Raw genomic sequence first — 12175 nt, forward strand, 5'->3', positions numbered from 1 at the left:
GTGGATTCCCCACGGGCTATGGATGTGTGATGCCCTGTTCGGGGCTTGGTGGGGAGATTGTGCGTGGCCAAGCACATCGCTTCCCTGGCACGGGGAACACGAGCGTGATGGGATCAGCCTTCGCAGGGATGAATCGCGAGTCGCGCGAGTGCCCCATCCCCAAAGCGAACGCTGGGCTTCAACGCTGCGCGAGGGAAAAGCCTGGCGTTCGCCCCGCAGCGCGAACATGGCTGACATGAACACGAGTACGGATGCCGTCCATTTCAGATCAATCCCCAACTATGCGGTGACGCCGGTGGCGGAACCATCGAGACGGAACGGTCGGGCATGAGTGTGGGCCGCCGCGCTTGGTCGCCGGACCGCATCGCGGGCCAAGTTTGCGCGGCGCGAGGCCTGCGAAGAGGGTCTTTCTTTGGTTCCACCTTGCTTTGGACCCGTCCAAAGAAAGGTGGAAAACGATGCATCACGGGAGGCAATCCCGAGCCGAGGAAGGCATCACGGGCCCCGTCAGTGACTGGATTCCGGTAGAAGGGGCAAAACCGGTGGGGGGTTCGAGGAGTCCGGTGCAAGCAACACCTCATGGCCCCCGGATTCCGCCGGATAGTCAGATGACGAGAACACGTGTGTGGGGCTGCATCCGGGCTACGGCTGGAAGGTACGGCCACCGTTTCTTGCCCACTGATTCATCATCTTCCACGACATCAAGAACAGGAGTCGACAGAATGACACAGATCCCGACTTTCGGCAAGCCAGTCCCCGGGGCCCGGTCGCGGGAAGGATCCTACGCACTGATCTTCGACCCAGCCGGTCGCCTGCTTGTCGTGCTGGGCCGACGCGGCCTCTTCCTGCCCGGTGGCGGTGTGGACCCTGGTGAGACGCCCGAGCAGGCTCTGGCCCGGGAGCTGCGGGAGGAATGCGCGCTGGCGATCGGCAGGCAGGAATGGCTGGGAGAAGCCCTGCAGCACTTCGTGGTGGATGGTGAGCCGATCCGGATGGTGGCGCGCTTCTGGCGTGTCACGCCAGCCAGCGGGCCGGGACCCGCGGAAGATGTCTGGGAATGGCGGGAGCCGCAGGAGTGCCGGGGGCGGTTCTTTCATGCGTGTGCTGACTGGGCGCTTGAGAAAGCGCTGGGGTGAGGGGGGCGCGCGGTATCCGCTCGGGGCTCCCGCCTTCGCGGGAGTGACGGGGTTTCCTGGGTGCGGTGTAACTGCTCGGGATCCCCGCTTTCGCGGGGATGACGCGGCGGGGGGCAGGAAACTCAGGGCAGAGGGACGCGGTCGGCGCCCGTGAGCCGTTCGAGGGCGGCCACCTGGAGCACAAGGTTGATCCGGGCCGACAGTTCCTGAAGCCGCACGCTGGAGAGGGTGCGCTCGGCGTCGATCAGGTCCTGGCTGGTGATCTGGCCGGTCTCGAAGCGCTGCTGGCTGATCTCGTGATCACGCAGGGCCAGGTCCAGCTGGCGGGCTCGCAGGGGCAGCTGGGCCTGCAATTCCAGAATCCGGTTGAGCTGGCTGCGCACCTGCCGCTCCAGATTTTCCACACTTTCATCGAAGGCCAGTTGCTGGCGCCGCTCGCGGATGCGCATGCGCTGCAAGGCTCGCGTGTTGCGTCCCCAATCCCAGAGAGCCCAGTTGAGGCGCAGGGTCACCGTGCGGAAAAGGTCCGCATCGGCCATGCTCAGGTTGCGTGTGCTGTCCTGGATGCTTTGGTCCCAGGAGAGAGCCAGATCCACGGCGGGCAGCAGCGAACGCCAGGCTTCGCGCCGCGAGCGAGTGGCCGCGCTGAGTGCGTCGCGTGATTCAAGCAGGCTCAGGCTCTGCTGGCGGGCCAGCTCGAGCTGGGCGTCCACATCCAGACTGGGACTGGGCTCGGGGACGGTGGCGTCCAGGATGAAGGCCTGCTCCGTGGGCAGCCCCACCAGCTTGCGGAAATCCTCCTCCTGCAGCTGCAGGGCCAGGGAATCGCTGGCGAAGGAGCTGCGCCGCTCCAGATTCTCCAGTTCGCTCTTGAGGAAATCGCTCTCGCCGATGATGCCGGCCCCGTACTTGCGGCGGGCCAGTTCCAGACTGCCTTCCGATTCGCGCAGCCCGGTGCGGCCCAGATCCAGACCGAGGCGTGCCTGCAACAGCGCGTAATAGGCCTGTACCACACGATAACGGAACGCGGCCTCCTGCTCGCTGACCTGCAGCTGGCTCAGGCGAAGCGAACGGCTCTCCTGACGCAGATCGTCCCAGAGCCAGCGAGCGCCGAAGATCTGCTGGCTCACCGAGAGCGAATAGTTGGTGCTCCAGCGGGTCAGGTAACTGTCCGTGTCCGAATCGCGCCAGCCGAGGTAACTGCTGGCATCCACGGTGGTGCCGAAGGGCAGCTCGGTGGACAGGCTCAGGGTGCCACTGCGGCGCTCGGTCTTGATCCGGGTTTCTTCATAGACCTGAAGGGAGCTGTTCCAGAGTTCGGCCCGGCTGTCGGTGATTCCCGGAAGCACTCCCTGAACGCGGATCCGCGGCAGCAGGCGCAAGCGCAGATCGCTGCGATCCAGTTTGTTCTCCCGGAGGCCCAGGTGCACGCGCTCGCCCTCGCGATGGCTGCCCAGGGCACGGTCGATGGCCTCATCAAGACTGAGGGCCAGGGGCTGGCTCCAGGCCATTCCCGAAAGAAGCGCCAGGCTGGCGCACACGATGCTCCAGGTGCGGGCGAAAGCCAGCAGGCCCATGACCGGATTCCGTGACGGCAGGTGGTGTCTACTCATGACGCAGGGCCTCGATGGGATCCAGGGCGGCCGCACGGCGGGCCGGGTAAATGCCGAAGATCAGTCCGGTGCCCGCGCTGACCGCAAACGAAAGCAATACCGACCAGGGTGTGACCACCGTGTGCCAGCCGGCGAAAGCCGAAATGCCCCAGGCCAGGCACAGGCCCAGCACGATCCCCAGCAGTCCGCCGCCCAGTGACAGCACGACCGCCTCGGTGATGAACTGCTGCATCACGTGGGCGGCCGTGGCACCCACGCTGCGGCGGATGCCGATTTCTCGCGTGCGCTCCAGCACGCTGGAGAGCATGATGTTCATGATGCCGATGCCGCCCACGATCAGCGAGATCGAGGCGATGGCCCCCATCACGAGGTTGAACATGCGTTGAGTGGCCTGGGACTGGCGGATCAACTCCCAGGGCACCTGGATTTCCGTGTCACGCGCGCCCATGTGACGCCTCTCGAGCACACGCCGGACACGCTCGGAAGCCGGTGCGGCCTCCTCGGTGGTGGCCACCGTGATCACCAGCTGGTCCAGGCCTTCCTTGCCACTGACCGGCGGCATCCGGCTTCGCAACGTGGACAGCGGGATGTAGATGTCGCGGTTGAGGTCGCGCAGGCTCAGTTCCTGCTTGCCCTTCTCGGAGAGCGCACGAGGTTGCACCACACCCACCACGCGCATCCACTGGTCGTCCAGTTTCACCAGCCGCTCCAGTGGGGAATTGGTTGGAAAGAGCTCGCGCGCCACCTGGCTGCCCAGCACGCAGACCCGAGTACGGCCGTGTTCGTCGGCGTCGGTGAGCCAGCGGCCATTGATTTCCATGCCCGGAAACTGGGCCAGATACTCGGGTTCCACACCTCGCAGGGGCACCTTGACCCGACGGCGTCCCACGCCCGCCTGGGCATCCGAATTGACCACCGCACTGATGGTGGCGTCGGGCAGCAGCCCCTGCAGACTGATCACGTCACGCCGCCCCAGCCCGGGACTGCCCTTCTCCAGATCTTCGGAGGGCACACGGTCGCGCGGCACGGCCATCACCAGGATGTTGCGCGCGCCCAGCAGGCGGATGTTCTCGAGGGCTTCCCGGCGCGCTCCTTCGCCGATCGAGAGCATGGAAATGACCGCGCCCACGCCGAAGATCACTCCCAGCATGGTCAGCAGGCTGCGCAGCTTGTGCGACAGCAGTGAGGCGATGCTGATGCGCAGGGCCTCGAGCAGGGCGCCCCGGTCAGGCATGCAGCATCCCGAGAACTTGGTGACTCACTGCGCGTCCTCGCTGGACCAGTTGGCAGGATCGACCAGGCTCAGGCGGTCACCCGCGTCGAGGCCACTCAGCACGACCATCCGGTCGCCGTCGGTGGGGCCCACCTCGACTGGGACGCTTTCGATCGATTTGCCCGCGATGCGGAACACGTGCCAGCCCTGTTCATCGCGGAAGAGGGCTTCCACGGGCACGGCCAGAGCCTCATCGATGCGCGTGCCGAAAATCGTGGTCTGAGCGTTCATGCCGGGTTTGAGGATGGGATCTCGCTGGTCGAGCACGGCGGTCACGTCAAAGACCTTGGTGTTGCTGTCGCCGTCCTTCTCGCGGGCCAGCACGCCCACTTCGGTGATCCGGCCGGAGAAATGACGGTCGGGCCAGGCATCCAGCACCACCGAGACCGAGTCGTCCAGCGACACCAGATTCAGGTCCACTTCATTGATCTGCAGTGTGACACGCATGCTCGAGAAATCGGGCAGTTCGATCAGGCCGGCGCCACGCCAGGGCTGGTCGCCCACCTTGATCTTGCGCGGTTCGCCGCCCAGCCAGACCGGCAGATAGACCACCATGCCCGGGCCGGGCGCGGTCAGCACCAGGTCGTCGTATTCCTTGCGGGCCTTGCGCAGATTGTCGCGCGCGGTCTGGATCTTGAGATCGGCTTCCTTGAGTTCCTCGGCGTTGATGCCCACCTGGGCGATGTAGTTCGAACGCGATTTCTCGTAGGACAGGGTGGCCTGGCTGAACTGCAGGTCCGCCTCCTGGCGCACCATCTCGCTTTCGTAGACGGTGCGTTCCTGGCGCAGTTTCGAGAGCAGCCAGGAAGTGGAATCGGCCACCAGCGAGCTCTGCATGTTGCGCAGCTCGGCCTTGAGGCGGGCTTCCACCTTGTTGTAACTGGCCTGGGCGATGTCCAGTTCGTTCAGCCGGTCATCAATTTCCTTCTGCAGCTCCGTGCGGTCGAAGATGACCAGCGTGTCACCCTTCTCCACGCTGCTGCCCTCGGGAATCAGCGTCTGCACCTGCAGCTGGTTGCGCAGCCGCGGAGTGCTGATGGTGGTGGAATTCACCGCCTGGATGGTGCCCGCTTCCGTGAGACGGATCTCGAAGCGGTCGGGCGTGACCACCACGGAAGGAGGCTGCTCGCTGCCGCAGCCGGTCAGCAGCAGGCACAGCGGAAGCAGCAGGGCCCAGCCCGCGCGCCCGGACATCAGGCCTTCGCCTGCATGCGCGAGGGCAACAGATCCAGGAACCGGGCGATGGTCTCGATGCCGCGGTGGAAGTTGGGCAGGTCCATGTTCTCGTTGGGGCTGTGGATGCGGCAATCGGGCAGGCTGAAGCCCAGCAGCACGGTCTTGACGTCCAGCACCCGGTCGAAGGTGGCCACGATGGGAATCGAGCCGCCCTCGCGCTGGAAGAAGGGGCGTTTGCCGAAGACCTGCTCCATGGCGTCGGCACCGCAGAGCACGGCGGGATGGTCGATGGGCACCTCGGCCGCGCTGCCGCCGTGGTGGTTGATGAACTCGGCCTTGATGCCCGCGGGAATCCGGGCCTTGAGGTGGGCGACAACCGCCTCACTGACCTGCTGGTGATCCTGATTGGCCACCAGGCGGAAACTGAACTTGGCCCCGGCCTTCGAGGGCAGCACGGTCTTGGCGCCTTCGCCCGCGAAACCGCCCCAGATGCCGTTGACGTCGATGGTGGGACGGGCGCCCAGATGCTCGATCACGGTCCAGCCGGGCTCTGGACGCAGACCGTCCACGTCGAGGTCGGCCATGTACTCGGTCTCGTTGAAGGGCAGGCGGGCCACTTCGGCGCGCTCCTCCGTGTCGAGATTGCGTACCGGATCGTAAAAGCCTTCCACGGCCACCCGGCCCTGGGTGTCCCACAGGCTGGACAGCAGCTCGCAGAGCACGTTCGCCGGGTTGCGTACCGGGCCGCCGAACTCGCCGGAGTGCAGGTCGCGGTTGGGGCCGGTCAGACGCATTTCCAGATAGGCCAGTCCCTTGAGAGCCGTGCAGATCGAGGGCAGGCCCTCACCGAACATCGCCGTGTCGGAGATCAGCGCCACATCGCACTTGAGCAGATCCTTGTGTGCGTGGATGAAGGCTTCCAGGTTGGGGCTGCCGATCTCTTCCTCGCCCTCGAACAGCATCACGATGTTCACGGGCAGGGTGCCGTTCTCGGCCAGCAGGGCCTCGACGGCCTTGACGTGGATGTAGAGCTGGCCCTTGTCGTCGGCACTGCCCCGCGCGATGAGCTTGCCGTTGCGGATCACGGGCTCGAAGGGTGGGCTGTCCCACAGATCCAGGGGGTCCACGGGCTGCACGTCGTAGTGGCCGTAGACCAGCACCGTGGGTGCTCCGGGAGCCCCGCGCCACTCGGCCGTCAGGATCGGATGCCGGGGCGTGGGATGAATCGTGCAATTGGTCAGCCCCGCCTCTTCGCAGCGCATCTTGAGGTGCTGCACACAGGCCAGCAGATCCTGGCTGTGCTCGGGAGCGGTGGAAATCGAGGGGAAACGCAGAAACTCGATCAGTTCCTGCTCGTAACGCTCGCGCTGGCCGCGGATGCGGGCCAGGGTGGCTTCCAGTGTCTTCATGGTGGTTCCTGTTTTCTCCGGTTGGGGCGTTCTGGCCATGGCTCCCGTGAGACGGTGTCGGGGCCGGAAAATGCTCCGCCAAGGTACGGCAATCCCGGCTGGCAGGCCACCGGCAGCGAGCCGGGATGGGGGGTTTTCCTTAGCTTGGCCCCTTCGCCGAAACCGCCCTGGAACCAGGGCATCCGAACGCCGGGAGACGCGCCATGACAGTCGAACGGGCCGAGGCCCAAGCCACGGAAGAATTCTTCACCAACCGGACCGGGGATGCCGCGGATCACCGGCGCCGGCTGGGCCCTTGGAGCGTCTCGTCGATCGGCTGGGGCACCAATTCCGGGGAACTGCGCAACATCGTGGACCTGAAGGTCGAATCGGCCCTTCCCGAGGTGATAACCGGGGGCATCAATTTTCTGGACACCTCGCCCGCCTACCGCCACCGGCGCAGCCAGGCGGCCATCGGACGCGCACTTCCCCGACTGCTCTCCTCGGGCGCGGTACGGCGCGAGCAGTTGGTGTTCGCGAGCCATGTGGGCTTCGTGGCCCTCGACCGGCGCGAGGAAGATGCCCAGGAGTTCTTCCGTCGCCAGGTGCTGCCCGACTCTGGCCTCGAGGACGCGGATTTCGTGGCCGGAGCATGGTCGATGCACCCCCGCTGGATCCGTGCCCAGCTGGATCTGGCCTGCCGGCTGCTGGGTCTGGAACACATCGACCTGCTCTACCTGGATGCTCCCGAGATCGCGCTGAAACAGGAAGGCCCCGAGCGCTGGAAAGCGCTGCTGATGAGCGCCTTCGCCGAGCTGGAATCCCTTGTCAGCGAAGGCCGCATCGGTGCCTGGGGCATCGCCTCGCTGGAAGGCTTCACCGGCAACGACACACGCCGTGCCCCATTGCAGCTTCCCACCCTGCTCGAGTGGGCGCGACACGCGGGTGGCGGGAGCACGGGACTGTGCACCATCCAGGCGCCCTTCAGTCTGGCACAGCTGGACTTGCTCAATCCGGCCGGCGAAGGCCAGCCCACGCTGCAGGAGACTTTGTCCAGCACCGGGCTGTGCTTCACCGGCATGCTCAGCCTGGGCCAGGGCCAACTCTGCCAGGACCTGCCCCAGTATCTGCATCCTGCCATGCCGGGCTGTCGTACGGATGCCCAGCGCGCGCTCCAGTTCGCGCGCAGCACACAGGGGGTCACCAGTGCCCTGGTGGGCATGAAGACACGCGAGCACATCCAGGAACTCTGCCAACTCTCGGCACTGCCCGCCATGCCCCGGGAAGAATGGCTTGCCCTGTTCAGCTGATGCTCCACGGACCTTCGCGAAACGGGAGCTGCCGCAAGGAAAATTTTTGGGCGGATTGTCGCGTGTCGAGCGTCCGGCGGACTGAGTGACGCCCGATTCTGAACAAACCCTGTGCTCCCTCAAAGCTGAAACACGCCCGAACCCGGGACTTAGGCTCCCCCAAGTTCCGTGTTTGTCAAAGCCGTTTCCGACACGTGCGGCTATTGGGATTCTGAATTTCACTTCACTAACTTGGTGACACAACAAACCGGGCGCGCTCCGGAACCCTGATTCCCACGGACAGGAGGCGCACCGGGCGAGACCCGATTCACACATGTCCGGCCACCTGTGCGGAATGTGTGATCCATGTTTCATTTCCTGGAGGAAAGCATGAAGATGAACGGTATCGTCTTTTCCGCCCTTGCCATCGCTCTTTGCGGAGCCGTGGTACAGGATTCGCTGGCGACCGAGCTGAAGTTCGACGGACAGGTCCGCTATCGCAGTGAGTTCTCCAACTACTCCTTCGACAGCAATGTGGACTCCTACGGCATGTCGGCCCTGCGCACGCGCATCGGTTTCTCCGCCGCCCCCACCGAAGGTCTGGCGATCTACGTCCAGGCCCAGGACAGCCGCACCATGGGTGGCAACGGCACCAGTGGCACCCTGGTCAATGACATGAACTTCGGCATCCACCAGAGCTACCTGAGCTGGGACTGCCGCCTGATCAGTGGCCTCAACCTGCTGGCCGGCCGTTTCGAGATGCCCAAGGCCGACGAGCGCTTCTTCGGCAGTGTTGGCTGGAGCAATGTGGGACGCAGCTTCGACGGGTACGTGCTCGGTTACGAGACTCCCTTCACCATGGTCCAGTTCTACGGCATCAAGGTGGTCGAGAACTTCACCGCCAACCAGGATGTCACCGTCTGGGGTCTGTACTTCAACAACCTGTTCGACAAGCGCGTCGACCTGTTCTACAACAACGATGACTTCGGCCAGAACGCCGCCGAGGAAACCAATGTGCGCAGCACCATCGGTCTGCACTACGACAACGCCGGCGCCGAGTACTTCGACGGCAAGCTGGGCGTGAACTTCAACTTCGGCATGCAGATGGGCAGCAACGAGTGGGGCGGCACCGCCATGGACTACGCTGGCCAGCTGATCGGGCTGGACGCCACCTGGGCCCTGGACATGGGCTTCCTGAACAAGGTGGGCTTCGGCTACGAAATGCAGAGTGGCGACGACAGTGCCGACAACAGCATGGATGCCTGGCAGAACCTCTATCCCACGGCGCACAAGTTCAACGGCTACATGGATCTGGTCAACACCGGACCCAACGGCCTGAACGACATCCAGGTGAACTTCTGGGGCAGCATCGCCGACTTCGTGAACTACAAGCTGGACTACCACATGTTCAGTGCTGCGGCCGACTACTCAAATGGAACCACCATGGATACGGCCATCGGTTCCGAGATCGACCTGACGCTGAGCAAGAAGTTCGACAACTTCACGATCAACGCCGGCTACAGCATGTTCACCGCCGACGACCACTTCGCCGGCAATCCCAACGACGGCATGAACTGGATGTACCTGCAGTTGACTGCCGGTTTCAAGGACTGATCGGTCCTCCAGATCTCGATTGACAGGCGGCCCCCGAATGGGGGCCGCTTCCTTTTTGCCCGCACGTACACGCCGATTGCCCCACCGGAATCCGAGGTGAGCAACCGGTCAGGAATGCGTGTGGCCGGACAGGCGCTTAAGCGCGACTCGTGAGGCTGGATGAAATGAAAAGGGCCCGCCTTGGCGGGCCCCCGGGCAGGGTCAGATCTCGCGGCGCAGGCGCTTGACGGGTATCTCCATCTGCTCACGGTACTTCTGCACCGTGCGCCGGGCCACCTTGTAACCATCCTCGGCCAGCATCTCGGCAATCTTCTGGTCGGAGAGCGGGCGCTTCTTGTTCTCGCTCTCGACGATGTCCTTGAGCTTGCTCTTGATGATCTTGGTGGACACATCCTCGCCGCTGTCGGTGGTCATGCCCTCGCTGAAGAAGTACTTCAGCTCGAACACACCCCACTCGGTCTGCACGTACTTGCGGTTGGTGACACGGCTGATGGTGGAGATGTCCATCTCGATGTCCTCGGCCACATCCCGCAGGATCATCGGGCGGATGTACTCCTTGCCGAAGAGGAAGAAATCCATCTGCAGCTTGACGATGCTGCGCATCACCTTGAGCATCGTCTCACGGCGCTGCTGGATCGCGTTGATGAACCAGCGTGCGCTCTCGACCTTGCGCACGATGAACTCGCGCACGTTCTTGTCCACCTTGGTCCGGCCCGCGCGCAGCATGTTCTCGTAGGTGCGGCTGATGCGCACACTGGGCATGGTGCCCTCCACGAGGCTCACCACGAACTCCTCGTCCTTGCTGCCGTCTTCAAGTTCGCGTTCGACCTTCTCGACCACCAGATCGGGAATGATGTAGTTCTCCTTGTCCTTCATCTCGCCCACCCCGGGGCGGGGATTGAGGCGGCTGATGAAGAGGAAGGCGTCCTTGATCTCGTCCAGATTCACCGAGAGTTTGCGGGCCAGGATCTCGTAACGCTTGGCGCTGAAGTTCTCGAAGTGATCGGCGATGATCTCGCGGGCCACTGCGTGATTCACCCCGAGCTGGGACAGCACTTCCATCTGCACCAGCAGACATTCGCGCAGATCACGGGACGCAATGCCGATTGGGTCGTAGTGCTGGACTCGCTGGAGCACGCGCAACACGTCGGCGGCGTCCACTTCCAGCATCATCGCCACCTGGTCCACGCTCACGCCCAGGTAGCCACTGTCCTCCAGATTGCCGATGATCTCAAGCCCGATGCGCTGGTCGGCGCGACTGAGCTGGTTGTCCATCTGCAGCTGTTCGATCAGGTTTTCCTGCAGGGTCTGGATCTGGGGCCGCGGAATGTCCAGCAGTTCCTGGGTGCTGGGAGGCGTGTTGCGTGCATACTCGGGAGTGGTGTCCTCGTTGAGCAGCTCGTTCCAGTTGTCCTCGTCACTCACCGCCTCATCCCAGTCGACTTCTTCCTCGCTGTCGCTCTTGTCCTTTTCGTCGGTCTGTTCGTCCTGGACGTCCAGGCCAGACTCGTCGAACTCGAGCACGGGGTTCTCCTCGACTTCCAGTTTCAATCTGGCCTCGAGCAGCATCATCGGAAGCTGGAGCAGTTCACTGCGCAGGATCTGCTGGGGAGTCTGCACCATGTCCTGGCGCATCACCACTTCCTGCCGTAGTTGCATCATCGTGCGGTTCTTCCTTCAGTCTTCGGTGTCTCTCCGGCCGTCGTGGGCGGGATCGCGCCCGTCACGGGATCGACCGGCGCCAGTTTCACCGGCTCACGGCGTTCAAGGCGGAAATTCTCGCCCAGGTAGAGCCGTCGCACCTGCTCGTCGTCGGCCAGTTCCTCGGCACTGCCCGACTTGAGAATGCGCCCTTCGTACAATAGATAGGCGCGGTCGGTGATGCTGAGCGTCTCATGCACGTTATGATCGGTGATCAGGACCCCGATATTGCGCGATTTCAGCTCATGGACGATGCTTTGGATGTCGCCCACCGCAATCGGGTCCACGCCCGCGAAGGGCTCGTCCAGCAGGATGAAGGCAGGATTGTTGACCAGTGCGCGGGCGATTTCGACCCGGCGACGTTCACCCCCGGAGAGGGTGTAGGCCAGCGATTTCTTGAGATGGCTGACCCGCAGCTCGGCCAGCAGCAGTTCCAGCCGCTCGCGGCGTTGCCCGCGGTTCAGCGGCAGAGTCTCGAGAATCGCCATCAGGTTCTGTTCGACGGTCAGCTTGCGGAAGATGCTGGCTTCCTGGGGCAGGTAGCCCACTCCACGCCGCGCACGGCGGTACATCGGCAGGCGGGTCACATCCTGGCCGTCCAGCAGGATCCGGCCGGAGGTGGGGCGGATCATGCCGGTCATCATGTAAAAAGTCGTGGTCTTGCCCGCGCCGTTGGGACCCAGCAGCCCGACGATCTCGCCCGTGCCGACCTGGATCGAGACACCGCCCACGACCCGGCGCTTGCCATAGAACTTGTGCAGTTCTTCGCTTTCGAAGACCCGATGCATGGACACTCGTCTCCCTCTACAAGGTGCTGGCTGGCAGCCCCTGTGCGGTACGGATGATCACGGATTCTCTGGCTCCGGCAACCGGCACTCTTGTTCCCCTGGAGTGTGATCCGGTTCGACGCCACACGCGTGGGTGTGTGCGGTCGGCTGCGATGTTAGCAATTCCACGGGGTGAAACCAGTGGGATCCGCCGCCAA

General features: G+C 63.9%; 9 protein-coding genes. 3 read left to right on the forward strand and 6 right to left on the reverse strand.

All coding sequences use genetic code 11. The features are described 5' to 3' along the window. Positions 1-458: 458 nt before the first annotated feature. A complete protein-coding gene (locus H6678_13615; protein ID MCB9474832.1) occupies positions 459-1136 on the forward strand; it encodes an NUDIX hydrolase in 678 nt (225 codons plus the stop codon). Positions 1137-1258: 122 nt separating this feature from the next. Here H6678_13615 and H6678_13620 read toward each other — a convergent pair whose 3' ends face one another. From H6678_13620 to H6678_13635, 4 genes are read right to left on the reverse strand one after another with little or no spacing between them, the layout of a single operon-like run. Beyond that, positions 1259-2713, reverse strand: a complete 1455-nt coding sequence (locus H6678_13620; protein MCB9474833.1) for a TolC family protein — start codon at positions 2711-2713, stop codon at positions 1259-1261. Between the two features lie 28 nt (positions 2714-2741). Next, positions 2742-3983 (reverse strand): ABC transporter permease, encoded by a 1242-nt coding sequence (locus tag H6678_13625; protein ID MCB9474834.1) that lies wholly within the window; start codon positions 3981-3983, stop codon positions 2742-2744. A 24-nt stretch (positions 3984-4007) separates the two neighbouring features. Beyond that, positions 4008-5216, reverse strand: a complete 1209-nt coding sequence (locus tag H6678_13630) for an efflux RND transporter periplasmic adaptor subunit (GenBank protein MCB9474835.1) — start codon at positions 5214-5216, stop codon at positions 4008-4010. Continuing rightward, positions 5216-6607 (reverse strand): dipeptidase, encoded by a 1392-nt coding sequence (locus H6678_13635; GenBank protein ID MCB9474836.1) that lies wholly within the window; start codon positions 6605-6607, stop codon positions 5216-5218. The genes H6678_13630 and H6678_13635 overlap by 1 nt, the downstream gene beginning before the upstream one ends. Positions 6608-6810: 203 nt before the next feature. On the opposite strand from H6678_13635, the gene H6678_13640 reads away from it, so the two are divergent. Continuing rightward, on the forward strand, positions 6811-7896 hold the full coding sequence (locus tag H6678_13640) for an aldo/keto reductase (protein ID MCB9474837.1): 1086 nt from the start codon (positions 6811-6813) through the stop codon (positions 7894-7896). A 345-nt stretch (positions 7897-8241) separates the two neighbouring features. Further along, the gene (locus H6678_13645) at positions 8242-9489 is read left to right on the forward strand and encodes an alginate export family protein (protein ID MCB9474838.1); all 1248 of its coding nucleotides are present in this window, start codon (positions 8242-8244) and stop codon (positions 9487-9489) included. A gap of 201 nt (positions 9490-9690) precedes the next feature. Here the strand turns inward: H6678_13645 and rpoN are convergent, their stop codons facing one another. Continuing rightward, complete coding sequence (rpoN, locus tag H6678_13650; GenBank protein MCB9474839.1) at positions 9691-11151, reverse strand: RNA polymerase factor sigma-54; 1461 nt, start codon at positions 11149-11151, stop codon at positions 9691-9693. After that, entirely contained in the window at positions 11148-11978 is an 831-nt protein-coding gene (gene lptB, locus H6678_13655; GenBank protein MCB9474840.1) for an LPS export ABC transporter ATP-binding protein, read from the reverse strand. The genes rpoN and lptB overlap by 4 nt, the downstream gene beginning before the upstream one ends. Positions 11979-12175 lie beyond the last annotated feature (197 nt).

The sequence above is a fragment of the Candidatus Delongbacteria bacterium genome, from assembly GCA_020634015.1.
Lineage (GTDB): Bacteria > CAIWAD01 > CAIWAD01 > CAIWAD01 > CAIWAD01 > JACKCN01.

Coding starts and splice junctions, on each gene's coding strand:
- H6678_13630 (MCB9474835.1), bottom strand. CDS start 5,216: ATGTCCGGGCGCGCGGGCTGGGCCCTGCTGCTTCCGCTGTGCCTGCTG.
- rpoN (MCB9474839.1), bottom strand. CDS start 11,151: ATGATGCAACTACGGCAGGAAGTGGTGATGCGCCAGGACATGGTGCAG.
- lptB (MCB9474840.1), bottom strand. CDS start 11,978: ATGCATCGGGTCTTCGAAAGCGAAGAACTGCACAAGTTCTATGGCAAG.
- H6678_13645 (MCB9474838.1), top strand. CDS start 8,242: ATGTTTCATTTCCTGGAGGAAAGCATGAAGATGAACGGTATCGTCTTT.
- H6678_13635 (MCB9474836.1), bottom strand. CDS start 6,607: ATGAAGACACTGGAAGCCACCCTGGCCCGCATCCGCGGCCAGCGCGAG.
- H6678_13625 (MCB9474834.1), bottom strand. CDS start 3,983: ATGCCTGACCGGGGCGCCCTGCTCGAGGCCCTGCGCATCAGCATCGCC.
- H6678_13640 (MCB9474837.1), top strand. CDS start 6,811: ATGACAGTCGAACGGGCCGAGGCCCAAGCCACGGAAGAATTCTTCACC.
- H6678_13620 (MCB9474833.1), bottom strand. CDS start 2,713: ATGGGCCTGCTGGCTTTCGCCCGCACCTGGAGCATCGTGTGCGCCAGC.
- H6678_13615 (MCB9474832.1), top strand. CDS start 459: ATGCATCACGGGAGGCAATCCCGAGCCGAGGAAGGCATCACGGGCCCC.